The organism is Candidatus Saccharibacteria bacterium, assembly GCA_012965045.1.
Taxonomy (GTDB): Bacteria; Patescibacteriota; Saccharimonadia; order Saccharimonadales; family DTSZ01; genus DTSZ01.
Genome location: DTSZ01000001.1, coordinates 430,481 through 453,842, shown reverse-complemented (window position 1 = coordinate 453,842; position 23,362 = coordinate 430,481). Strand labels below are relative to the sequence as shown.

At 43.4% G+C, this 23,362-nt stretch carries 20 protein-coding genes, 3 tRNA genes and 1 pseudogene (1 of these 24 only partly in view); 11 read left to right on the top strand and 13 right to left on the bottom strand.

The window, feature by feature from the left end; genetic code table 11:
* Positions 1–6 precede the first annotated feature (6 nt).
* The 7 genes from EYO12_02375 (at position 7) to EYO12_02345 (ending at position 6,909) form a co-directional block, all read left to right on the top strand.
* Positions 7–1,203 (top strand): aminopeptidase P family protein, encoded by a 1,197-nt coding sequence (locus EYO12_02375; GenBank protein HIA91939.1) that lies wholly within the window; start codon positions 7–9, stop codon positions 1,201–1,203.
* A gap of 5 nt (positions 1,204–1,208) precedes the next feature.
* Positions 1,209–1,607, top strand: coding sequence for a phage holin family protein (locus tag EYO12_02370; GenBank protein HIA91938.1), 399 nt, complete (start codon positions 1,209–1,211; stop codon positions 1,605–1,607).
* A 9-nt stretch (positions 1,608–1,616) separates the two neighbouring features.
* Entirely contained in the window at positions 1,617–1,835 is a 219-nt protein-coding gene (gene secG / locus EYO12_02365) for a preprotein translocase subunit SecG (protein ID HIA91937.1), read from the top strand.
* Positions 1,835–3,586: a peptide ABC transporter substrate-binding protein gene (locus EYO12_02360; GenBank protein HIA91936.1), complete on the top strand. Its 1,752-nt coding sequence runs from the start codon at positions 1,835–1,837 to the stop codon at positions 3,584–3,586. Before secG ends, EYO12_02360 begins: the two co-directional genes overlap by 1 nt.
* Positions 3,587–3,670: 84 nt before the next feature.
* Complete coding sequence (locus tag EYO12_02355; GenBank protein ID HIA91935.1) at positions 3,671–5,302, top strand: FAD-binding oxidoreductase; 1,632 nt, start codon at positions 3,671–3,673, stop codon at positions 5,300–5,302.
* 66 nt (positions 5,303–5,368) lie between these two features.
* Entirely contained in the window at positions 5,369–6,679 is a 1,311-nt protein-coding gene (locus tag EYO12_02350; protein ID HIA91934.1) for an inositol-3-phosphate synthase, read from the top strand.
* A 143-nt stretch (positions 6,680–6,822) separates the two neighbouring features.
* A tRNA-Leu gene (locus EYO12_02345) sits at positions 6,823–6,909 on the top strand.
* Here EYO12_02345 and EYO12_02340 read toward each other — a convergent pair.
* The 8 genes from EYO12_02340 to EYO12_02305 form a co-directional block, all read right to left on the bottom strand.
* The gene (locus tag EYO12_02340; protein HIA91933.1) at positions 6,888–8,471 is read right to left on the bottom strand and encodes a hypothetical protein; all 1,584 of its coding nucleotides are present in this window, start codon (positions 8,469–8,471) and stop codon (positions 6,888–6,890) included. The two genes, EYO12_02345 and EYO12_02340, sit on opposite strands and share 22 nt — an antisense overlap.
* Positions 8,472–8,700: 229 nt before the next feature.
* Positions 8,701–9,192, bottom strand: a complete 492-nt coding sequence (locus EYO12_02335; protein ID HIA91932.1) for a hypothetical protein — start codon at positions 9,190–9,192, stop codon at positions 8,701–8,703.
* A gap of 8 nt (positions 9,193–9,200) precedes the next feature.
* Positions 9,201–10,118, bottom strand: coding sequence for a hypothetical protein (locus tag EYO12_02330; protein ID HIA91931.1), 918 nt, complete (start codon positions 10,116–10,118; stop codon positions 9,201–9,203).
* Positions 10,111–12,657, bottom strand: coding sequence for a hypothetical protein (locus EYO12_02325; GenBank protein HIA91930.1), 2,547 nt, complete (start codon positions 12,655–12,657; stop codon positions 10,111–10,113). The genes EYO12_02330 and EYO12_02325 overlap by 8 nt, the downstream gene beginning before the upstream one ends.
* Before the next feature lie 253 nt (positions 12,658–12,910).
* Positions 12,911–14,113 carry an MFS transporter gene (locus tag EYO12_02320; protein ID HIA91929.1) on the bottom strand — a complete coding sequence of 401 codons (1,203 nt, stop codon included), beginning with the start codon at positions 14,111–14,113 and terminating at the stop codon, positions 12,911–12,913.
* Positions 14,114–14,177: 64 nt separating this feature from the next.
* Entirely contained in the window at positions 14,178–14,690 is a 513-nt protein-coding gene (locus EYO12_02315) for a hypothetical protein (GenBank protein ID HIA91928.1), read from the bottom strand.
* Positions 14,691–15,148: 458 nt separating this feature from the next.
* The gene (locus EYO12_02310) at positions 15,149–15,847 is read right to left on the bottom strand and encodes a GGDEF domain-containing protein (protein HIA91927.1); all 699 of its coding nucleotides are present in this window, start codon (positions 15,845–15,847) and stop codon (positions 15,149–15,151) included.
* 225 nt (positions 15,848–16,072) lie between these two features.
* Positions 16,073–16,149: transfer RNA gene (locus EYO12_02305), tRNA-Val, on the bottom strand.
* A gap of 218 nt (positions 16,150–16,367) precedes the next feature.
* On the opposite strand from EYO12_02305, the gene EYO12_02300 reads away from it, so the two are divergent.
* The 4 genes from EYO12_02300 to EYO12_02285 all read left to right on the top strand — a co-directional run bounded on the left by EYO12_02300 (position 16,368) and on the right by EYO12_02285 (position 18,406).
* Positions 16,368–17,123, top strand: coding sequence for a slipin family protein (locus tag EYO12_02300; protein ID HIA91926.1), 756 nt, complete (start codon positions 16,368–16,370; stop codon positions 17,121–17,123).
* 5 nt (positions 17,124–17,128) lie between these two features.
* Positions 17,129–17,548, top strand: a complete 420-nt coding sequence (locus EYO12_02295) for a hypothetical protein (protein ID HIA91925.1) — start codon at positions 17,129–17,131, stop codon at positions 17,546–17,548.
* Between the two features lie 19 nt (positions 17,549–17,567).
* The gene (locus EYO12_02290) at positions 17,568–17,936 is read left to right on the top strand and encodes a hypothetical protein (protein ID HIA91924.1); all 369 of its coding nucleotides are present in this window, start codon (positions 17,568–17,570) and stop codon (positions 17,934–17,936) included.
* A gap of 394 nt (positions 17,937–18,330) precedes the next feature.
* Positions 18,331–18,406, top strand: a tRNA-Phe gene (locus EYO12_02285).
* A gap of 196 nt (positions 18,407–18,602) precedes the next feature.
* Here the strand turns inward: EYO12_02285 and EYO12_02280 are convergent.
* From EYO12_02280 to EYO12_02260, 5 genes and pseudogenes are all read right to left on the bottom strand, one after another.
* Positions 18,603–19,664 carry a class A beta-lactamase-related serine hydrolase gene (locus EYO12_02280; GenBank protein ID HIA91923.1) on the bottom strand — a complete coding sequence of 354 codons (1,062 nt, stop codon included), beginning with the start codon at positions 19,662–19,664 and terminating at the stop codon, positions 18,603–18,605.
* Positions 19,639–19,893, bottom strand: a complete 255-nt coding sequence (locus EYO12_02275; GenBank protein ID HIA91922.1) for a rhodanese-like domain-containing protein — start codon at positions 19,891–19,893, stop codon at positions 19,639–19,641. Before EYO12_02275 ends, EYO12_02280 begins: the two co-directional genes overlap by 26 nt.
* 163 nt (positions 19,894–20,056) lie before the next feature.
* Positions 20,057–20,491, bottom strand: coding sequence for a hypothetical protein (locus EYO12_02270; GenBank protein HIA91921.1), 435 nt, complete (start codon positions 20,489–20,491; stop codon positions 20,057–20,059).
* Between the two features lie 563 nt (positions 20,492–21,054).
* Complete coding sequence (locus EYO12_02265; GenBank protein ID HIA91920.1) at positions 21,055–22,821, bottom strand: hypothetical protein; 1,767 nt, start codon at positions 22,819–22,821, stop codon at positions 21,055–21,057.
* 7 nt (positions 22,822–22,828) lie between these two features.
* Positions 22,829–23,362: pseudogene (locus EYO12_02260) on the bottom strand (hypothetical protein) (it continues 777 nt past the right edge of the window).

Genomic DNA, 23,362 nt, shown 5'->3' with positions numbered 1-23,362 from the left:
AAGGCCATGTTGCCAGAATTTCATATAAATAACCGTCGTAGGCTTATTCAAAAACTCCATGGATCAGTATTTGCCAGTACTGCTCACACAGTTATCCAAAAAACTAAAGACACAAACTACCCATTTCGACAGGACAGTAATTTTTGGTACCTAACAGGTATCAATGAGCCAAACTGTATTTTGGTAATCGATAGCGGCGGCCAAGAACATTTGTTTATACCACAGGTTACGAAGGCTCACACCACGTGGCTTGATGGCGGCCTGAGTATTACAGAGGCTCAGCAAAAAAGCGGAATACAACATGTCCATTATCTGACCCAAAAGGCTGCAATTATAAAAAACATACTTGGCAACACCACTGAAGTATTGATGCCTCAAAACAGAAAAGATTCATTTTTTACCCACGCGCTTAACCCTGCCCACAGCAAGTTCAAGCGAGCCTTGAAACGCTATGGTGTAAAAAAAATTAATGACGCTACGCCTATACTCGACGAACTTCGCGTAATCAAAACAGAGCCAGAAATAAAACAACTAGCAACCGTAACAGCTTTTACCGAGGCTACGCTTGAAAGCTCAATGGAGCACATTGCAAACTTTAAGTCTGAACAAGATGTTGAAGCGTATATAACGGCAGAATTTATCCGTCACCAATTTACGCATGGTTATGACCCAATTGTAGCCGGAGGCAACAACGCATTCATGCTTCACTACACTGCCAATAACCAGACTATCGCTAAGAATACTGCTGTTCTAGTAGATGTTGGAGCAGAGCAGGACTATTATTCCGCCGATGTTACTAGAATGTTGGAATTTGGCACCATGAGCGAAGAGTACCAGCACGTTAAGCAACTTGTGGCTGAATTACAAAAGTTCATTATTAGTTATCTTAAGCCGGGCACCACTCCGATGGAGATAGCAAAAGCGTTTCGACAGGAACTACTAAAAGCGTTAAAAATTCTTAAGCTGCTTGATGATTCGGCCGAGCTCAAAGATACCTATGAATATTGTCCGCACGGCTTTGGCCACTTTTTAGGCTTAGACGTACACGATGCTGGTGATTATTCGCAGCCATTAAAAGAAAACATGGTGTTTATGGCGGAGCCTGGTCTGTATGTAGCGGAGTGGGGTGTTGCGGTTCGTTTAGAAGATGCCTATTTAATAACAAAACAAGGCTGCATTAAATTAACAGAGGTGCTAGAATAGCAGTGATGGAAAATAAAACGGTCACGTTTTCAAAAGGTTCAGCCCCGAAATTAGTAGTACGGCTGGGGTTTAACGCACTCGGATTATGGATTGCTGCGCGTTTAAGTGAAAACATTGATTACCAAAATAGTTTAGTAGTCATTGCGGTTGCAGCTTTAATATTCACCGCTGTTAATGCCGTCATTCGACCAGTGCTAGTGCTGCTGACGTTACCTGCAGTAATTCTTAGTCTCGGCTTTTTTATGCTGATAATTAATGGTTTTATGGTTTACTTAACGTCTGCGTTATATGACAGCTTCGAAGTAAAAACCTTCGGAGCAGCCATAATGACTGCTATAATTGTATGGATAGTTAACTATGGTTTGAGCATGTTCTTTGCAAGCTCAAAGCTCGAAGTTAAATAGGGAGTATAAATGGAAGATATTTTACGTGCGGTAACAGTTATTTCTGGTGTACTAATGACAGTATTTATTTTGGTACAAGGACGAGGGGCGAGTCTAGGCGCCGGCTTTGGTGGCAGCAACGAAATTCATACTGAGCGACGCGGCGTGGACAAAACGATTCACCAAATAACAATTGTTCTAGCGGTGGCATTTAGTTTAAGCATCTTGCTTAATCTTATTCTTGGCTAATGTTTAGACCATATATCAAATTTAAGACAAAGCGATTTATACGAAGACTAAAAAAGCTTCCGGCTAAGTCATGGGTTGATTCGCTTGAAAATATTGATAAAACAGTTGTTAAGCGGTGGAAAAAGTTCAGAAAAATCCGGCGATTTGCAACTGGTTGGTTAGTGCTCTGCACGGCGCTAATAGCAGCAAGTCTTGTCCAAATTAGTCAGTCTCGGCAGACGTCGTTAAAACAAATACCGACCCAAGGAGGTGTTTACCGTGAGGCAGTTGTCGGCAAGGTAAACAACCTTAATCCGTTATTCGCGCTGGACGGAGCAAATGCCGATATTGCCGGTATTGTGTTTGATAGTCTTTTGGTCTACGACGCAGCCGGTAATTTAAGCCCATCGCTAGCTACTAAAATTATTGCCAACGAAGCTGCCGATGAATTTACATTACAGTTACGCGACGATGTGGTGTGGCATGACGGTGAGCAGTTTGACTCGTCAGACGTTCGCTTTACCGTTGATCTGCTGCAAAATAAACAGGTGGGGTCGATTTTTTCCGACACCTGGGAGGGTGTTATTGTCGAAACGCCAGACCCAAATAGCGTCATTTTTAAGCTGCCTAATTCATTCGCTCCATTCCCGCACCTTCTGAGGCAGTTAATTCTGCCTGAGCACAAGTTACATGCGGTTGATCCGGCAAGTATTCGGTCCAGTGAGTTTTCTATTAATCCTGTTGGTACCGGTGCTTACGAGGTGGCAAAAATCGACGGCGACTCTGGGCTTATCACATTAACCAGAAATGAAAATTATTATCGCGGAGAACCCTACATTAGAACTATTGAGATCGAGTTATTTGAAGATTCGGCAACTGCCCAAAACGCGTTCGACAAAGGCTTAGTTGATGGCTTCGGTAAACAAGACAATATTTCGAGCACCGCAACTGACACCGCCGCAACGCCAACCAAGCTGGCAGCTGGATCGTATTTGTTTTTTAACACTAAAAACGACATTTTAAAAACTAAAGCTGTGCGGCAAGCACTAACGCAGCTTGTTGATAAATCGCAAATATACACCGCTCAAACGTTTCAGGCGCCGTTAATTAACAATCCGTTCTTACCGCAACAGTTAGCGGTTGATAATCCTAGTCATGTGCAGCTACCTCATAATGCTGAAAAAGGCCGTCAGCAACTTGATGCTGCTGGTTTTGTCCGTTCTGACGAAGGGCTTCGTATAAAAGACGGGCAGGTGTTATCGTTAACAATTTTAGCTGCCGATACACTCGAAAATCGGCTGATAGTTGAAGGCTTGCAAAAGAGCTGGCAGCCTGAAGGAATCGATGTATATGCGGAGTTTGTAAGCGTGGCTGATTTCCAAAGCAGAAGTGTAGCGTCTAAAAATTACCAAGTTGTATTAGCTACAATTCAAAATGGTCTCGATCTAGACAACTTTGTGTTCTGGCACAGTTCACAGGCAGGTTTAGGCGGTTTAAACTTTTCGCGATTAGAAAATTCTATTATCGATTCGGCATTAGAAGCTGGCCGAACTCGAACAGACAGAAACTTACGTATTGCTAAATACGAAGCATTTCTTGAACAGTGGCGAGATCTAAGCCCAGCTGTAGCCCTGCACCAATCACTCTATGACTATCAGCAAACTGATCGGATAAAAGGCTATAGTTGGGACGTTTTATCGCGGACTGCTGACCGCTTTACTAATATTCACGAGTGGTATGTTCGGACAGAATCAATCAGCCAAGTCGAATAACGCTGTATAAAATACCAGCTTTTTGGTACCATGGTCTAAGAAGAAACATAAGCGTAAAAAAACAACAAGGAGCCTGTCTGCGACATGAGCAAGCTAGCTGAATATTTGCAACAACACATTAGCGGAGACGTAATAGTTTCTAAAAAAGTTAGAGACTACTTTTCGACAGATGGTTCTGTGTTTGAAGTTACGCCAAAAATGGTGGTCTATCCACTCAATACAACAGATGTACGCAAGACTGTTCGTTTTAGTTGGCAGCTGGCCGAAAAAGGCAAAGTGCTACCCATAACTGCCCGTGGTCGTGGTACTGACCAGGCTGGTGGAGCGCTAGGCGACGGCATAATGATGGTCTTTCCTGCCCACATGAACAAAATTATTCAACTCGACCGCGAATCTATTATTGTACAGCCAGGCGAAAACTATGCAGCCATGCAGAAAGTACTTAAAAGCCACGGTCGGTTTATGCCGCCATATCCGTCAAGTATCGAATTTTCAACTATTGGCGGCGCCGTTGCTAACAATGCCGCTGGTGAAATGACCCTAAAATATGGTGCTACTAAAAACTTTGTGAAAACGTGCCAGGTGGTACTTGCCAATGGTGAGGTAATCGACACACGACGAATCACAAAACGTGAACTTAATAAAAAAATGGGTGGTACCAGCTTTGAGTCAGAAATATATCGTCAGCTTGACTCGCTGATCATGGATAACTGGGAATTGATTCACGACAGCAAACGAAATGTTAGTAAAAATTCTACGGGCTACGACTTAACAGATGTCAAACGCAAAGATGGCTCGTTTGATTTAACTCCGCTTATTGTTGGATCTCAAGGTACGCTTGGTGTGGTGACCGAGATTACACTTCGCACCGAAGCTTATACCGCGCAGAATACGTTGATTGCGGCACATTTCGACAGTCTGGAATCTGCTGGGCAAGCTGTTGCCCAATTGCTGCCATTAGGCCCAGCTGCGTTAGAGTTTGTAGATAAATTCCTGCTAGAACTTGTTGATGAGCATAACTCTAAGCAACTTGAAGGTTTGGTCGAGAAGCCATTCCCGAAGATTGTTTTATTAATTGAATTTGACGACAACAATGAAAGTAAGCGCAAACGGCTAACTAAGAAAGCTAAAAAAATACTTGAGGGAATCGCTCTTGAGTTTCAGGTTACCGAAGACCCGCATGAGCAAGAAATGCTTTGGAAACTACGGCGGTCAGCTGCTGCTGTGATGTGGCACACCAAAGGAAACGCAAAAGCTCTGCCAATTATAGAAGACGGTGTTGTGCCGCAAGAAAAACTGACCGAATTTATTCCAAAAGTCTATGCCTTGTACGAAAAATACGGCCTTGACGTTGCACTATGGGGTCATGCCGGAAATAGCAATATTCACATGCAGCCATTCCTAGACTTAACCAAAACCGCTGATCGACAAAAAGTATTTAGGTTAATGGACGATTATTACGGATTAGTAATGAGTATGGGCGGATCCACCGCTGGAGAGCACAACGACGGTCGTTTGCGTGCACCGTACCTGAAAGAGCTTTACGGTGAAAAAATGTATGATGTATTTGCAAAAGTAAAAAAGATTTTTGACCCCTACGGAATTCTTAACCCAGGTGTAAAAATTGGTGTTAGTAAAAAAGATCTCGTACCAATTTTGCGTAAAGAATATTCTATGGAACACCTTTCAGACCACCTGCCACGCTCGCATCGCTAAGCTGCTATAATTAGACATAAATCAGCTTAAATACGAGAAGGCAGCAAACTGCCTGGAGGGAGATTCATGCAATCTAAAGATATTAAGCCTGCACAAGGTAAATTGGGTATTTTAATGCCAGGCATGGGAGCGGTGGCAACAACATTTATGGCTGGGGTTTTCGCAGCGCGAAAAGACCAAGCTCAACCATTTGGTTCGGTGTCACAAATGCAAACCATACGGGTAGGGTCTGGCAATGACCGGTCGTTTCCAAAAATAAAAGACTATGTACCATTGGCAAATATGGAAGACCTTGTTTTTGGTGGTTGGGATATTTTCGAAGAAAACATGTACGAAGCAGCTGTTAACGCCGGCGTATTAAGCCCGCACCATTTAGAGCAAGTTAAAGATGATCTTTCTGCAATAAAGCCTATGAAAGCGGTGTTTTCAAGCAAATTTATAAAAAACATTGAAGGCCCAAATATAAAAACTGGGTCGCTGGCTGACAAAGTCGCAGAATTACGGCAAGAAATTAAATCGTTTAAAACTGAAAATAACTGTGAGCGTTTAGTGATGATATGGTGTGGCTCAACCGAGGCTCACAGCGAGCCAAGTTTAGTGCACGAGGACATTGAGCAGTTCGAGAAGGCGATAGCTGACGATTCCGACGATTTGTCACCATCTCAGCTGTACGCTTACGCTGCTTTAAAAGAAGGCGTGCCATATATTAACGGCGCTCCACATAACACTGTAAATGTACCAGCACTTTCGAATCTTGCACAAAGTAGTAATATTCCAATTGCTGGTCGCGACTTTAAAACAGGTCAAACTTTAATAAAAACGATTATTGCACCAGGGCTAAAGGCTCGCATGCTGGGCTTGAATGGTTGGTTTTCGACTAACATTTTAGGCAACCGCGATGGTGAAGTTTTAGACAGCCCAGAAAACTTTAAGTCCAAAGAGGTTACCAAAGCTGGGGTGCTCGACACCGTGCTACAGCCAGATGTATACCCAGAACTGTATAAAGACTATTACCACAAAGTTCGAATTAACTATTACCCACCACGCGGCGACGAAAAAGAAGGCTGGGATAATATCGATATCTTTGGATGGATGGGGTATCCAATGCAGATTAAAGTCAACTTTTTGTGCAGAGACTCAATTTTGGCTGCACCAATTGTCCTTGATCTTGTTTTGTTTACAGACCTTGCTGCCCGAGCTGGGTTAGGTGGAGTACAAGATTGGCTGAGCTTTTATTTCAAGGGCCCACAAACAAGTGACGGCTCCCCGTCTGAACACGACCTGTTTATTCAGCACACCATGCTTAAAAACACGCTCCGCCGTCTTATGGGTGACGATGCCATCACTCATGTAGAAGAAATAGAAGAGCAGTTGTAAAGGTAATCATACAGATCACTGGTTCCTGTAGATGCGTTGGATGGTTGTAGGTCGGGGTATATTTAAATTCTGGTTTATGAATATATTTGGAGTAACTAGCCTATATTTAATATCTGTTCTAAACTATTCGATAGTGTCTATATGCGCGAGTGGCGGAATTGGTAGACGCGCTACCTTGAGGGGGTAGTGGGAGTAATCCCGTGGAGGTTCAAGTCCTCTCTCGCGCACCAGAACGAATATTCTTAGCTTTTAATAAGCTATCAAAGGGCTCTTTCCAGAGGTAGGAAGGCGCCCTTTCGTCGTCTATAGTGAAGTTCAAAAGCATTATTCGTGCCAGTACGTCTTTTTCTAGCGGAGTGCCCGCTCTCATCTTGTCAGAAGCAGTATTTGCTAGGTTCAAAAACTTATCTTTGGTCATCTTGATTTTGGTCGGATTTACTAGCTTTGCTTCAATCTTTGCTATTTCATCTTCTAGGTCAAGCAGTTCATCTTGCATCACTTCTAAGTCTGTCTCTAAGGTTGTGAAAGCTGGCGAACTTTTGCCAAGCTCTGCTAGTTGCCGAGACTTAGTTTTGAAACTACTTTCGAGGTTTGATTTTCTACCAGTTAGACTTCGCTTTTCAGTTCGTAGTTCAACAATCTTTTCAGCAGTAAATTCCTCCATACGCTTACTGTACTGGTTGTATTCTTTTTCAGTGAATTTCAGTGTATCGAGTACCTTATATAAGTCATCTAGAATGTACTTAGCTCTAACAGATTTTACTTTTCTATCGCAAGGCTTATTGTCGCAACGATAGGTTAAGCCGTAACTACCGCTTGAGCTTTTATTTTTGCCAGGTCGCATCGGTATATCGCCCCTACAAACACCACAAAAAACCATATTTCTGAAAGGGTAAAATATACCTTTTTTACTGGTCTTTGGTTTAAGTTTTGATCTGTTTTCACTTAGCGATTGAACTTGATTGTATAACTCCTCACTTATCATTGGCTCAAAGTTGATAGGTAAGAGCCGTAAGTCTACTTCTTGCTCTGACTGCACCAGTATTCCGTAGTAAAAAGGGCTCTTAAACAGCTTCGTTGCGGTACTGTAAGTCATTTCTTTTCTTTTAGATACTTTGTTCTTGCGGTTTATTTTCGTCATTCTATGAACGTTATTTCTCTTCCAGAATTTGACTACGCTAGCAATCGTCTCTCCGCTAGCTCGCATTTCCCAGCCCTCTTTGATCAGATCGAACATCTCGTTGGGTCTATCGTGCCCGTTGGCGTCTCTGTCGTAACCCCACCTAGCTACACCAGCAGAGATACCTTCTTCTAGGTTGCCTTGATTACCTCGCTTAACGCCTCTTGAGAGGGCGTCAGAGAAGTGCTTAGAGATAGAGAACATAATTCCTAGCGTTAGCTTCCCCGATGGGTCGTTTGTGAAGTGGTGTGTTGGAAACTTGAGGTCTTTTATTTTTTCATCATCTACCAGGTTTATTAGCAGTCCACCTTCGAGCATATTGCGAGCCAGTCTATCTGGTGCGTAGGAGAGTATGGCGTCATATTTACCGTCCTTAGTCTCTAGCTCGCTTACAACCTCGTTAAAGCCTGACCGCTTGTTTGCTACTTTCGCCGACTTGTCTTCTTTAATGATGGCGACTACGTTTAGATTATTACGTTCAGCGTACTCTTTACATACTTTAATCTGATCTTTGATTGAACGCATTTGACTGCCCTCATCTTCAGTAGACTTGCGAGCATACAAAACATACCTAAATTTAGTAAAGTCTGTATCTCCTAATAAGCTCGCCATATAACACCATTTTAGCGTAGTTGTAGATGGTCAGTAAGTGATAACTTGCGTACCCACGGTCATCTTATCGCTATTTTTCTTTATTTTCTCGGGAGTAGTTTCAATTTTAGCCAACAACTCGACAAACTCAATCAGAGTGTCCGATTGCTTATCTTTCTTTTGCGTTGATGGCGTTTCCATACGCCGATCCTCTCAAGAAAACTAGCCATCGTCGCAAATCCTGTGTAGTTTATTTTCGTTTTCCAGCGTCTACCAGGGAGTAGTGCTTATCTCGGCATTTGACCAAATAATCCTGCACTTCTTTGTCTATGACACTGAAGTTTCTAGCTCGCTCACGTCTAATAACAGTATGGACTTCAAGTATTGTTCCTTTGGCTCCGAAATCGAAGATAGCATTACGTAGCTTAAGGGGCATCTTGATATTGTTTACTAGTACACCAGCCCTAGCAGGCTTTTTTACAGTAACTTTCTTAATCCAGCCTTTTTTGGCAAACAGCTTAGTGAAGTAAGTGTCGGCATTGCTACCCATTTGAAAGGACTGTATTACAAAACTATTGAGCTTCAAATAGCGTTTGTCTGGATCGTAATCGAGCCAATAAACTGTGTCTTCTGGTCTCGGTTGCTTTGGAATAATGCCGTAACTCCTTTCTGGGTCAAAGCCTTCTGGAAACTCCTCTTTCAGCCTTTCTAGCCCTTTTTTGGATATTTTGTGAGTACTCATACGATATTTTAGCTCTTAGTAGCTTTCATTGCCTCTTGAAAGCCAATTTCACCCTTCTCGAGTTTAGATATAGCTTCGCTTATATCTGAAGAAATTGCTAAGCCTTTAACCTGAATAGAGTTCTTGACGCCAATTCTTGAAATCAGTCTATTGATTTCAGAAATAATATGTTCGCGAAGTAGGGCTTGCGAACGACACGACCTGAGCCTGTTAACGATATAGTAGTACTCTGTAGTGCCCTTAATCTGCCCCAAGCTCCATATACTGCCCCATTCTGAAGTAACGTTCTCAACAGCTACTTCGCTATTGAAACGATGCTTAGCGAAATCATAATATACCGACCCTCCTAGTTTTCCGTCTTCAAATACAAATGCCGGCGTCGTATTGGATAGTAGATTAAGTTTCTTTAGGGTTCTACGGTGTCTGCTTGGAGAGCCTAGCTTTTTAGGCAACTTGAGGTGCCAAATGTTCTTAGAAGGTATAAGATGAAACTTTTTCTCACCACGCTTCCAGCTTTCAATAGGCACAACTTGAATGTAATACTTATATACTCTTAAAACCCTACCTCTGGGCAAGATGACGAGTTGTTTCCCTGCCAAGCTCTTCTTGTCGCCTTCATCATCTTGCACAATTTCTATATAGATTTCACCAAGAGCCACTAAGTAATGAGAAAGTGTTCCAACTATATTGCTTAACTCTTCTGTTATCGACCAGCCTGTACCTTTACCGATACTTAAAAAGTCCTTTAATTGTACCTCTAAGCTTTCGTTTACTCGCTTTAATTTAACTGTAAAGGGGTACTCCCTACCAGTTCGAAAGGGCATTATCCCCGTATGTATATCTCGTATGAACATAAATGCATAATGTGCTGGCTCATCCTTTGGGCGTCTCTTTCTTGGAAAATATCGTCGAGATAGTCTACTCATTATCCACCTCTTCACTACCGTTAATGTTTGATATCTTATCTTCGATCATACCGAAATCTAATTCGTTACTAGCTTGTAATGTAATAAGATACTTTACGGTAAATATATCTATAGCATCCACGAACATAGAGGGTACACTGTCGCTCAAGGGGGCTATATTTCTTATCAGTTCACTAGAATGTTCAACTCGTGGTTGAGAGTAGTAGCCAGAAGAATTTGTCTGCTTATGCAGGTCGCTGAGTAGCTTTCCTAAAGCAATCTGCCACCTACTTCGGAGCGTTGCACGAGGCGTAATCATCATTCTTGGGGTTTGATGATATTTGGAGATAGTTGCATATATAGGTAGTTGAGCAGGAAGTTCCTCTATGTATGTGTCCCATACAGTTTTACATTCGTTCCATATCTCGGGCATATCGTGGTATTCCGCAAATACATATGCATAGCCACTAATATCAAATAAATCTAGAATTGGCTCAGACATCCAAGATATTGCCGACGCCTGCTCCCAGTCGAGAACTTGAGGTCTCACGCTATCAAATATACCTATTATCCCAAAGAAGTAGGTTCGGAACAGTGCCTTGAACTTCTCAGCATCGCCTGCCTCCAGCGAACGGTAACAAGCTTCTCCTGTGAAGTGAACTGCACCCCCAAATAAATCAGGCATTTCAGGGTCTGGTTTCTCTGTGTTCCACAATTTGGGTATGAGTTTTGATTGACCCTCTATAGCCATATCCCTGAACTTGGTAACCCTGTCGTGCTCTTTTTCCCAATTCCATTCAGCGTTTTTTTCAAAGTTAATTTTGCTATCTTCGCCCAGTTTCTTTGAAAGCTCCTTTAATGTTTCGATGTGACTATCGAGTTTCCAGGCTTGTTCAATAGCTCTACTGTATATAATTGCAGAGTGCTTATATTTCTTAGCTTTGCTTAAAGCTACCCCAGCGTCTTTGTACCAAGTCTCGAGCATCGATATAAGTGCCTGCCATTGGCCATAGAGTGCCATATCAAGGTCGTGGAGTATTAATTCGGTAACGTACCAATTCTGGGTTCTGTGTGAAGCATTAGCTAGCTTCTCAAATACAAATCCCTCGTGCATCTTCTCTAGTGTCTTAATTGTGTTTGGTGGTAATTTAAAGCCATAAGGTGAGCTGTTTTTAAGCCAGTTCGTATTGAGTAGATCTGTGCGTAGTTTATCCGCGTTAAGTTCACCCACAGCTTTCGCAAACCCAAGCTCCAAAGACATTGGTAGGCTTGCTACTATGTCGGCAACAGCAAGAGAGTACTGCTCCTGTTGCTCATCAATCTCAGCATCGCTAGCCAACTGACTGACTATATCTTTAGAAAGCTTTGTCTGCCATTCGATACCGCTCTCGCTAAGCCATTTATTGCTAGTTTCCTTAAAAAAATCATCCAAACTTAGTATTTTATTATAAAGAGCTTGATAGTTACCTTGCTCTAAATCTGCCTTATTTGCCTTGAATATGACATCTAGCATAGCGTCCTCTAGCCAAGTGGTGTCTGGCATTTCGTTTGGTTTTAGGGACGTGTATGTCTGCGTAGCACTCTCGAGTTCAGTACTTTCTGTCAGATACCATTGCTTATGTTGAGCCTTTTTGCTGAACCAGTTACTCGTAGAGGGTATAGAAAGCTTTTCTTCTTGGTAGACATTTACAAGTAATAGCATTTTTCTTAACAGTTCTGGATGTGCCTGACCTTGCAACTCAGGCTTTTCGCTAGATATTTCGGCGAGCGTCGCCACAGTCGTAACAGATTTTAGAGCCTGTCTACGATAATGCTCTTGAAAATTAGAATTTCTCCAGTGATGACCGCGATGAGTTGCCTGCCTTACCCACTTAAGTAGTTCGCTCGACAACGTGTTGAAGAAAAGAGTTGGGTCAGATAAGAAAAAAGCACGCTTACCGAGATTAACAAAAGCAAAAATGGCTAAACACGAAACGACTGCCAATAGCGGAACCGCTATATGAAGGGGTGCAACTCCAGCTACACTAACCGACAAAAGAATGACTGATAGCGCAGTCAAGAATGACACCAACTTAACGTAATTATTCCCAATCTTATCCTTGAGAAGAAGCTCTCTTACATTCCCTGAAACAGAAGAGTATGTGTTAGAGATCACGGTACTGACGGCAGTAAAGTATAAACCCAAGAATACGCCCGTTACGCTTGCGATAGCAGTTAGCAATTGCACATATGTGTTTTGATCGAGGCCTCGACTTAAGTACCTGCCAATAAAGGTGTTTTGTATCAAACCTAGGTCTGCTATGACGGCGATATTTCGCTCAAGAGCATACAAAGCAAGTGCGACCACGACCGCCAACACTATTGGAGCAGTAGAGCCTTTGGACATCGCTTGCCAATACTGAACTTCTGTCTTTGCAGTAGCGGTGGTATTTTTGAGCACAAGACTAGTCCGTAACCGTCTAAAGTTAATTTTTGCAATTTTATGCCGAGCACGCCAAAAATACCTAGAAGTGCCTAGGCGGGAGAAAAGGTAGCTCTTACTAATTAACTTGCGTCTCATCTAACTTTATTATACCGATGTGTTGAGACTATATAAACTAGCAAATAACTAACAGTTTCTACCCAACAATTTTTCCTCTGTTAAGCTATTAGATTTGTTGGGTGTAAATTTTTAACGCTACCCCTGTTTTAGAAAATCCCGTTTTTGTTGGGTATATTCCAAATCAAACCAAAAATTGAAGTAGACGTGTTTTTAGCTGATGGGTGCGTTTACGGACTTTTCGAAAAGTCAGGCCAAAAGCATAGGGGGGTGGTCAGTCAGTTAGGCTAATGTGTGTATCTTGCTTCTTCTGGCTGATATACAGCAACACTGCGAAGAAAATTATTCCAGCCCAAGCAATGAAGAAGTACTCTATTTTATCGTTAGAGCTAAGGTAGCCAATTATTGGAGCAAGTAACACATATGGCAATGACTTCAGGAATGAAGCAACGGATAGCACTGTAGCTCTTCTGTCGTCAGATGCTCGATGATTTAACACTTCGCTAAGGAACGGTTGCAGAACGTGTTCACCAGCATATAGAGCAAGAATGACTATATAACCGAATAAACCGATGTTTGCCAAAGACAGCAATAGGCTCGATGAAGCGATTAAGCCAATTATTACAAGTACGTTACGCTCGCTTAGATCCTCGGCATTTTTGTGCATATAAGCTAGAAGCCCTACTGTAATTAAGCTACTGCTAGCTATAGCAACGGATCCCCAGAATGGAGAGAAAGTAAACCGATCTAACAGAATAAGCCTTAGTAAACCGTAGCCAGTTGTATAAAATAGCCCTTGTACTGCAAGTATATAAGGAACGTAAAGACGTAGCTTTGGTCTACTAAACTCAGCGAAGCCCATTTTTATATCTACAAAGTAGCTTTTTAGCTCAGGCATAAACTTCTCACGCTTAGCTCTAGGCCTAGTGTCTTTGACTGACCAAATAGCCCCTATCGAAACGATGAAAGCTAATCCGTTCAAATACCACGGTAGACGAGGGTTTATAGTGTGGAGTAATCCACCTACAACTGTAGCCAGTAGGGTAGCCATTAAGGCAACTTGCGAGCCTCTTGTAACTAGCTTTCTCCAGTCCACAGACTTTCTGCTGAACTTCAACCTCTCAAAGAACAAAGCCTCGTCAGCTCCAGACACAAAAGCAACACCAATCATCATTATTGCCTGACCAACAAAAAAGGGCATAAAACTACTACCCGTAGCTTGGATTAGTAAACCGCTACCTGCTAGAACCTGACCCAGTTTAACGATCCTATCTCTACCAAACTTATCTGCTAATGCACCAGACGGCACTTCAGCTAATAAACCAATCGCAAAAGCCATTCCGTCTAGAACGCCAACTTGTTGGTCAGTTATGAAAATTCTGTAAAAATATAGCCAAACAGCACCAACAAACCAAAGGCTTGTTAGAAATTTGTATGTAAGATACCGCCTTGATAGCAGTTTATGCTCGTTTGTCATTACTGCAATTATATCTGTAAGGTATTAGATATAATAGACCATTCTTTAAGCGGATTAACTTTGCCTAGCCCCTGGTTATAACGAATGGACAAACTTTTACGTGGCTTCTTAGCAACTCGATGCCCTCGAGTATCTTCTGTTTAGACATTTTTGACGTGGCTCCCGTCCAAGGGTCAAAGACATCAAAAAACTTATCAGTACTGCGTGTAATCATCATAAAGTGAGGGAGGTGTGTCCAGCCATCAGTAATATTGTTATCGACATACACTATGAAAGGAGGCTCTAGTTCACTTAGCAGTTTAGCGTCATTCTTTTTGTGAAGCATTTCAATTTGAGAGTGATTAACCCACCCATTCAACACTTCTAGATAGTAATTGTTATCAACGTAGATTTTAATTTTATTCTCAGGATACTCTTTAAGAAATGCCATCAAACAGCCTAACGTATAGTTTTCTCTAAGTTTAAAGAGCCCCTCACTCAATATAGCTTTTTCTTTATCTCGAGTAGGTGTGATCTCAAATAGGTACATCAAGTCTACTACTAAACAGCCTTGGTTACTTTGTTGCTTATAGTCCATATAGCTTATTGTAGTTTTTATAATTTTATTATCAAGCTATCTTATTGCTTGGTACTGTTCAAATAGCTACTGGTTAGTATTATTCTAGTACGCATACACCTGTTGAAGCCTCTGATTTTGTTTCTCTGATAGGGTTAGTTTCGGAAGCTTAAAGATACTTTCATCTGGGTTTTTATAGAGCCACTCTGCTATTCTGTTAATAAGTTCAAACGTTTGTGCGTTTGTTGCACCAAACTAAAGATAGCCCGAAGGGCTGTTTTTAGTTTGGTATGGTACGCATAGTCTTGAACCTCCGTGGAGGTGCGACATGCTGGGAGCATGTCGCAAGGAAACTTTCCTCTGAAAGCTATGCTTTCAGGAGTGAAAGTTCGGGGCTGCTGAAAGTAGCCAAGTCCTCTCTCGCACGCCAAACTAACTACCGCCTGTCCTTCAAAGAATGTAAGACTAACAAATCATGATTAAGTGTCTTTTTTGATTTCTTTTGCGATTCGCATTCTTGTTTCTGCCAAAATTTTTGACGCGCTATAAAGCTCTGGGGTAGTGCCGCGCAAAGGCGCACAACCGACTGACAAACTAAGTGGAGTTCCGGCAAAGTGCTCTTCTTCAGCTAGGGTTAAATTAATTCTTTTTCCAACCTGCTTGGCTGTTTTCAAATCACCTTCTATTATTAGAATAAATTCATCGCCTGCATCATTTGATCGAATAAGGAAGTCAATCCCAGACTTTGTCGATTCTTTCATTTTTTCAGCAATAAGCGCCAAAGCTTCATCGCCACGGTCGTGCCCTTCGATATTATTGACTGCACTAAAATCGTCGACATCTGCATATACTAAATGGTACAAAGCACTATCTTTCAATTTTCGGTCTACCTGAGGAAAAACCTCTCGCTCTATGCTTTCTTCTCGTAATAAACCTGTTAGCTTATCGTATGTCATTGCTTTTTCAAGTTCTTGTTTTTCGAGCAGAAGTTTAATCGTTAAGCGTTCGAGAGCAGCGATCTCTGAGGTTTGGGCTTTAATCAGCTCTAATTGATCTTGGAACAGCTTGTATTGTGCTATATGTGCCGTTTCTAAACTTGCAATTATAATAGAGTCAGAGATTGCTCGAACTAACCATTGCTCTTCTTCTGATTGTTGCGGTAAATTTTCTAATGACATAAAAAAACCAACTCCTCACTCGGTTGGTTTAATAATATATATTACTTTTTTTGGTGGGCGGTATAGGACTCGGCTACTTCCAGCAGCCCCGCAATTTCATGATTACGAACAAGTTCGTATCAGAAAGTTGCCTTGCAACATGCTCCCAGGATGTCTCACCTATGAATAGGTTCAAGTAACTATATTCACCCAACTACTCAATCATCAATTAATGCTTAAGTAGTTTGGTGGGCGGTATAGGACTCGAACCTATGACCCCCTCGGTGTAAACGAGGTGCTCTAGCCAACTGAGCTAACCGCCCGTCAAAAATTTGTGTTTATGCTTTGATTTAAAACAAGTTTTAAATCTTCATTCCTTACACAAATTTTTTCCTTCTAAAAATTTCAAACAGATTGCTGCACAATAATTATCAAACGACAATCTTGGTTTAAAATTTTTGCACACTCCTAAACAAAGAGAAGTACGCTCGCAAATTATAAGGGTTTTGATCTATAATAATCAAGAGTATAAGGAGTATTTATGGGAGGATTTGTGGTGTTTGTAGCAGTTTTATTGGTGATTGCGGTTGTTTCTGGGTTACGAGTTGTCGACCAGTATGAACAAGGTGTGGTTTTGCGCTTTGGTAAATTAAACGGTATTAAAGGCCCTGGACTGCGATTTATTTTGCCATATGGCATTGACCGAATGATAAAAGTTGACATGCGTATTGCCACCGTTGATGTGCCTCGTCAAGAAGTTATAACCAAGGACAACGTCACCATTGGTGTAGATGCTGTGGTGTTTTTTAGAGTCAAGGACGAAAAACGAGCTGTCCTAGAAATCCAAAATTTCCGCGCTGCAACTACGCTGTATGCTCAAGCAGTTATGCGTGACGTGGTTGGTAACGAGGAGCTCGACACTCTATTGAGTGAACGCGAACGTCTTGGGAACGAAATAAAAAAGCAGGTCGATGTCGAAACCGACAAATGGGGGATTGATGTCGACACCATCAAGATTCAAAATATTGAATTACCACAAAACATGAAACGATCTATGGCTAAACAAGCTGAGGCCGAGCGTGAGCGACGGGCCGTTATCATTAACGCTCAAGGTGAAAAACAAGCTGCCCAAACATTAGCAGAAGCAGCAGCAATGCTTAACAAAGCACCTGGTGCAATGAATATTCGAACTTTAGAGACAATCGAAAAAATAGCTCCAGAAGCATCACAAAAAACAATGTTTGTCCTACCTGCTGACCTATTTGAAACAATCAAACAATATACGCAGCGTAAATAGTTGATATGAATCACCAAGAATCTTTAGAAGAGTCAGTAAGAAAAACCATGCCAGTTCGTTTGGCCATGATAGCTGCGTGTTTTATGTTTTTTGGACTTACCTATATCCTTGCGCTAGTTGAATCTACCGCAAGTGATCCCGCAACAAGCACAGGCAATGACCCAATACTACTAGGAGTGATTGGCCTGCTAGCAATTGCGGTTTTTTCTGTTGGCATGAAATACGTAGCTAACCTTCGAGCAGATCCAAACAAATACGCTTCAACGCTTCCGGTTCCAATGGCTATGTTCGAAGCGATTACAATGTTTGCGTTTGTTGCATACATTATTAGTGACTTTTCTCGATACTATGTACTCGGTGCAGCTGTTTTATCAGCGCTATGTATTTATTTTGTAGTACCTCGTAAACTAGAATCAATCAATTAATAACAGGAGTATAAGCAATATGTCCGAATTTACACCATCACCAGCAAACCCAGAGCAATCGCCTTCAGAGCCTATAAATCCTGACATGGGAGAGATTGCAATTAAGCAAGGTATTCCATTGGACGGTCTTGGTAATTTTGTAGGTAGTGCAGAGATTTTTCCAGTTCAACAACCACGGCAATCTGGCCAACCTACCAGAGTGAGTCATGCAGACTCAGAGCCTACAATACATGACGCTTCTTATATTCGACGACCTAGGTCACGTAGTACATATGCGAAAAAACAGCCACGACAACCAAGTGGTGAACCAGAAGTACGCACAGAAACAGATGGTATAAGCCGATCTAGAGCTGAGTTTCTAGAAGATATACGTAAGGGGAGAATATAAAAAACTACCTTTTTTAAATATGGTAGAGTGCTGTATAATCAACCCCTAGATTCAACAGTGTTTCTTTGTGATTTTATGGATTCTAAAATCAAGGAATTCATCTAAGGTTATTATGCAGATGACTGTTTGAGAATCGAAACGAGGAGAAATTTCGGTAGACGGAAAATATTAAAACTTATTTTAATATGTAAGTCGATAGTAATTTCGACGCGGCTCTGTAGCTCAGTTGTGAGAAATGCTCTAATGCATTTTGCAAGGCCGGAAACCTGGTGCGAATTATCGCCCAAGTTGAGGCGGGGTCGACTGGCTGCGAAGCAGAACAGGTGACAGAGCAGGCTGCTCTTCATTTCAACAACAAAACTTAAAAAACTGTTATTCTAGATATCTACCGATCGGCTCTGTAGCTCAGTTGGTAGAGCAGGGGCTTGAAGAGCCCTGTGTCCCCAGTTCGAGTCTGGGCGGAGCCACCAAATAAAGAACTGCCTTTTGGCAGTTTTTTATTTGGATTGAGTACTACTCAAAAGACTCGAAATGGAAAGGACGAAGTGCCAGTCGGCGAAGCGCAAAAGCGCACAGAAGCTACCTCTTAGCTTCGAGCGCATTTTGAGCGGAGGAGGTCGAGGAACGAGACCGATGTCTGGGCGGAGCCACAATACAGGGTGGCGTTTAAATTACGCCACAGGTCTTGAGCAGTTTTAGTCTAAATTTAATAATTTGATCTCTTGTAGTTGATCTGTCTGGATATTTTGCATTGCTTAGAATTACCAAGCTGGATTGATTGGTTGGATTGATCGTAATCGAGCAGCCAGTAAAGCCAGTTTTGCCAATAATGTTTGGATTTTTGTACAAGCCTCTAAAAAACGAGTCGTCCATTTCCCAGCCTAAGCCACTGCGTCTGCCAATAGCATCAAGCTGGTTTGTCGTCATTTTTTTAATCAGTTCGGGCTGGAGGAATTGTGAGTTATTAAATGTGCCGTTGTTGACAATCATTTCACATACATTAAGTAGATCATCTACAGTTGAAAACATGCCAGCATGACCAGTCTGGTATCCGTCTTGTTGCATAGCGCGGGCGCTTTCGTCATGGACAATTTTATGAATATTTTGTCCGTCAACATTCTCTGTTGGTGGAATGTGCTCGTCGCTGAGTTTTGAAGTAAAAAACGTCGAGCTGTTCATATGCAAAGGCTTAAAAATTTTTTGCTGAACTAAGTCATAAAAATTACTCTCGTAAACTGTTTCTAGCAACAGGGTTAGCATAATTACTGGTGTATTTATATAGGCAAACTCTGTGCCAGGCGGGGACTTCAGCGCGGTCTTTTTTAAAGTCTCAATTAAAGCCTCGCCACCTTGCTTTGATAGCTCAGCTGTAGATGTTTGTATATCGGATATTACAGTGTATGTAAGTAGGTGGTGGACAGTAACTTCATCGTGATGCGTACCAGTAAAATCTGGCAATACGCTCGTAAGCTTTGTGTTTGGGCTGATTTTTTGTTCTTCAATAGCCTTTAGGGCAAGCAAGCCTGCTGCTACCGATTTGGTTATAGAGGCTACGTCATAAATAGTTTTATTGGTAACACTTGGTGAATCCGGCTCATAAGTAAAACTTCCAGCTGGAATTATGGTTTTTTGACCGTTTTTAAAAACCCCAACAACAGCGCCGGGGGTTATATGTTGAGCAATCGTGTCGTCTAAAACATTTTTAATTTGTGTAGTGAGATTCGACATAGTCCTGGTTGATTCCGTTTTCTACGTTGATTATCCCGTACGAGTTAAGTATTTGCTGGGCTTGGCCAGACCGGTTGCCAGAATTGCAATATATAACGAGTGTTTCGTCTTTTGGTAAGTCGGTAACCACGCTTGGGTCAGCCATAATTCTACTTAAGGGCAGGTTAATCGAGCCCTCTACATGGCTCATGTTAAATTCTTCTGGTTCGCGGACGTCTATGATTTGCACACTCTTAGTGTATCAATTTAAAGCTAATAGTTGCAGCACTCAGGATAGTTTCTAGGATTGAGAAGACAGGTATTGTTTATGGGTGCTTTTGTGGATGGATTAAAAAGGGAGCGGCGGCTCGGGCGTGTGCACGATGCACGTGAGTTGCCCGAGCCGCCGGCACTTAGCTTGGGATGAAGCTCCAGGAGTTCTCGATGGACTCCGCGACGTACTTGTCGAAATCGATCGGAGAGGTTTCCGCTTGGCCGGTCGGGTTGTTGTTGGGCGCAACCGCTTCGGTTGTCTCATCGACCGGTTCGAGCACGACGACCACGGAGATCTCACCGACCAACATGACGTTCATGTAGTAGTGGAGCAGACCGACGAGTTCGTCATAGCGGTTGACGGAGTTCTGGATGGAGCGGTTCAGGTCAACGATGTACCAGGCCCAGGTGGGCGAGGCGATGGCGGCGGGCGCGAGGCTCGCCGAAAGTGACTCGAGGCTCTTGATGTCAGCTTCGAGAACGTCGAGTTCGACCAAGATCTGGTCGATGACGGCGTCTGTCGGCTCGGCGAAGGGGCAGTCGATGCAGTCACCCATGCAGTCTGACGTGTCCATGAATATCCCTCTCGTATTCAGTAGTTGCCATATCTTGTGTCTAGGGACCTACTCCCAAGGTTATTAACCTACCAAAAAGCACTATGGTGTGCGATCTGGTTAAAATCTAAGACCCCTTAAACTTAAACCAGATCACACGAACAATACCTGTCAAAATAAAAAGCGAGCTGTCTACGCTCACTTTACTGCTTAACCACACTGTCGTGTAATTACTTTAAAAATATATAATAATATATATAAATTGTCAATTGTAAAAAGATTTTCTAAATAGTGTTTTAAATAAGTTTTATATTGTTTATATAATACTAAAACATATCAAAAAGTTTCGTGTGTCTTAAAATTACAGCAAAATATTCTTCGCGTTCCCAATACTAAACCTCAACCCAAACAATGTTTGACCTAAGGTTTATGACTCAGCTATCGCTTTTGGTGTTCCGTTAGGAACTGCGATTGCTGAGTCGGTGGACTTGGCGCGAACCATACGGTTCAGCACAAGTGCTCGAGAGGTCAATCCCCTCGGCGCCAAGTGAGTTTTTACCGGCCTCGTGCCGTTTTAGTTGTTGCTACCTTGAAGCCTCGACTAGGATGTCGAAACTCGAGATGTCGACCTCGCCGAAGGGTGAGCCAACGTCGAAGAAGCGGATGCGAACTTCGTCGCCAACTGCGACAAAGGGCAGGTCTAGGCTTTCGCCAACCGGCCCAATAAATGTGCGCTCGTCATCTGCTAGCCGTATGTAGTACAGCGTGTTGCCTTCGACAACCGAAGAAGCAATTGCTTCAACAGTGCCTTCAGCAGCCACAGATGTAGCTTCGGTGTTAGGGTCGTCACTAGAGAAATTGCTTGCCAGGACCTGACGGTACTCAGACAAAGCTTCTCGATAGGAGGTTGAATACACCACACTAGCCGTGTCGGCTCGTGTAGCGGGCATGATCGCCACGGCGGCGAACGAGTCGTTGCTGTTGCCTTCCTCGGTGGAAGGAACGAAACTCGCTACCCAGCTGAGCTCTCCGTAGATGGAGTACAGCTGCGGGTTAACCGGATTGTGGCGTTGCCTGTTGTTGTCGGTGGCACGCATTACGTCGATGACGTTCTCTTCGATGGTAATGCCGCTGCTGGTGGTGTACTTGGTGGCTTCACCAGTGCGGGCATCCACAAGAATGACAGAGCTGGCGCTGGTATCGCTGTTTTGACTGGTCATAAGAACCTGCCATACAGCTCGCCCATCTTGGGTGTACACCAGGCCGGGCTCTCCAGAGACGTCAAAGCGATTACTTGGTGTTTCAATAAGCTGGCGAGGGGCATTAGCCCAGGCGCCCCAGTAACCGAGAAGTTCGGAAACTGTCTCGCTACTGTAGACACGATCAACCCACTCGGGGACCTCGTCCAGATCGTACCGGGTGACGTCACCATCCTGCGGGTCGATCACCAAGAAGCCAACCGGCCGGTTTCCCTTCCCGGTACCGCTGTGAAGCGGGCGGCTGATAGCCAAGGTGTAGTATGGGTTCCACTCGTCGTCAACCTCAATGGTGAGGTCGTCGAGGTTATATGTGGCATACCCATTAGTAAACAGCTGCCGTTCGATTCTTTGTGAAGAAAGGAACTGCGGAGTGTAGGGAACGAAGGTCATCTCGAACTCATCCCTAAACTGGACAGCTGCGTTGGGGTCCTCGGCATCCACGACAATGTAGCCAGGGATCGTGTGATCGATCTGGCTGGCAGTGCGGAAGCCAGTGAACTGTAGCTCTACAATCCAGTAGAGGTGGCCGTTAACCTGCTGCAGAACCGGCTCGCCTGGAGCAAGTACTGTTTCGAGGTTGCGGCCTGCTACTTGCGGGCCACTAGCCATCGACTGATTTGCCTTGAACGTAGCGATGTCGGCATTCACCAACACCACGTGGGTTGGGTCGGTTGCAGGATACTCGTCAACTTCGGCGTTTTGTACGTCGATAAGTTCAACCAGCTCGTCTGCACCTTCCTGCGTCCACGGGTGATTAACCGCTGCCAATCCACCCCATATCATGATCAGGACGACAAGCCCAGCAGCTAAATATCCGCCCGGGTTGGAGTCGTTAGAGCCGTAATCGTGGTAGGAACCCCCGAAGCTGATCGCCGCAACGACGATGAGAGGGAACATTAACCACCATAGTCCTCCAAGGATTCCTGTCAACGGCGGATTTAGCCAGTAGAGGATTCCACCGACGATCAACCAGTTGACGAAGAATCCGGGTACGTGCCACTCGGGGTGGTCGTTGTCTCCCAGGACGCTGTCGAGCATACCTACGATCAGACTGATCGCAAGTGCAATGCCTGCACCAATTAACCAAAGCATTTTTTACCTAGCCTTCCTGAACCCGAAGGTCCATTGCGGTTTGAGTATCCAGCCGTAGCATGTCGCCGTGGCCGTCGATCATAAAAACACTCTCACTAAACCCATCAAGAATGAAGGGCTGCCCAACAAAGACCACATAGGTCTCGTCTGCGTTTACCTCGAGTTGAACAACCTCTCCAAAACTGGAAAGGCTAGTAACAAAAGGAGCCGTTGTGCGGTTCCAGGCAGCATCTTGTGGCATAGACCACGTGCTGCTTTCGATAGAACCGTCACCGTGAAGCCATGCAAGCGTTTCTGCATTGCTAGACTGCTCGCTACCAGCGACTATTTGGCTCATTTGCCATGGACCGAAGTCTTGGTAGACGGCTTGCTGGTCCGTGAATTGTAGCTCAGGTTGCGCAACTTCTGCTGGTGCAGAAATTCCGGCTGGTGCCTGACCCTGCAAGTTGAAGACAACGTTATACGCAAGTGTCGCCCCCGTGACGGCAAGGACTAATGCAGCAAGTGCACTTGCTATGCGCTTTGGGGACGGCAGCGTAAG

Excerpts from the sequence above, each read along its gene's own strand:
- EYO12_02375 (HIA91939.1), top strand. The coding sequence starts at position 7 with ATGTTGCCAGAATTTCATATAAATAACCGTCGTAGGCTTATTCAAAAA.
- EYO12_02370 (HIA91938.1), top strand. The coding sequence starts at position 1,209 with ATGGAAAATAAAACGGTCACGTTTTCAAAAGGTTCAGCCCCGAAATTA.
- secG (HIA91937.1), top strand. The coding sequence starts at position 1,617 with ATGGAAGATATTTTACGTGCGGTAACAGTTATTTCTGGTGTACTAATG.
- EYO12_02360 (HIA91936.1), top strand. The coding sequence starts at position 1,835 with ATGTTTAGACCATATATCAAATTTAAGACAAAGCGATTTATACGAAGA.
- EYO12_02355 (HIA91935.1), top strand. The coding sequence starts at position 3,671 with ATGAGCAAGCTAGCTGAATATTTGCAACAACACATTAGCGGAGACGTA.
- EYO12_02350 (HIA91934.1), top strand. The coding sequence starts at position 5,369 with ATGCAATCTAAAGATATTAAGCCTGCACAAGGTAAATTGGGTATTTTA.
- EYO12_02340 (HIA91933.1), bottom strand. The coding sequence starts at position 8,471 with ATGGCGAGCTTATTAGGAGATACAGACTTTACTAAATTTAGGTATGTT.
- EYO12_02335 (HIA91932.1), bottom strand. The coding sequence starts at position 9,192 with ATGAGTACTCACAAAATATCCAAAAAAGGGCTAGAAAGGCTGAAAGAG.
- EYO12_02330 (HIA91931.1), bottom strand. The coding sequence starts at position 10,118 with ATGAGTAGACTATCTCGACGATATTTTCCAAGAAAGAGACGCCCAAAG.
- EYO12_02325 (HIA91930.1), bottom strand. The coding sequence starts at position 12,657 with ATGAGACGCAAGTTAATTAGTAAGAGCTACCTTTTCTCCCGCCTAGGC.
- EYO12_02320 (HIA91929.1), bottom strand. The coding sequence starts at position 14,113 with ATGACAAACGAGCATAAACTGCTATCAAGGCGGTATCTTACATACAAA.
- EYO12_02315 (HIA91928.1), bottom strand. The coding sequence starts at position 14,690 with ATGGACTATAAGCAACAAAGTAACCAAGGCTGTTTAGTAGTAGACTTG.
- EYO12_02310 (HIA91927.1), bottom strand. The coding sequence starts at position 15,847 with ATGTCATTAGAAAATTTACCGCAACAATCAGAAGAAGAGCAATGGTTA.
- EYO12_02300 (HIA91926.1), top strand. The coding sequence starts at position 16,368 with ATGGGAGGATTTGTGGTGTTTGTAGCAGTTTTATTGGTGATTGCGGTT.
- EYO12_02295 (HIA91925.1), top strand. The coding sequence starts at position 17,129 with ATGAATCACCAAGAATCTTTAGAAGAGTCAGTAAGAAAAACCATGCCA.
- EYO12_02290 (HIA91924.1), top strand. The coding sequence starts at position 17,568 with ATGTCCGAATTTACACCATCACCAGCAAACCCAGAGCAATCGCCTTCA.
- EYO12_02280 (HIA91923.1), bottom strand. The coding sequence starts at position 19,664 with ATGTCGAATCTCACTACACAAATTAAAAATGTTTTAGACGACACGATT.
- EYO12_02270 (HIA91921.1), bottom strand. The coding sequence starts at position 20,491 with ATGGACACGTCAGACTGCATGGGTGACTGCATCGACTGCCCCTTCGCC.
- EYO12_02265 (HIA91920.1), bottom strand. The coding sequence starts at position 22,821 with ATGCTTTGGTTAATTGGTGCAGGCATTGCACTTGCGATCAGTCTGATC.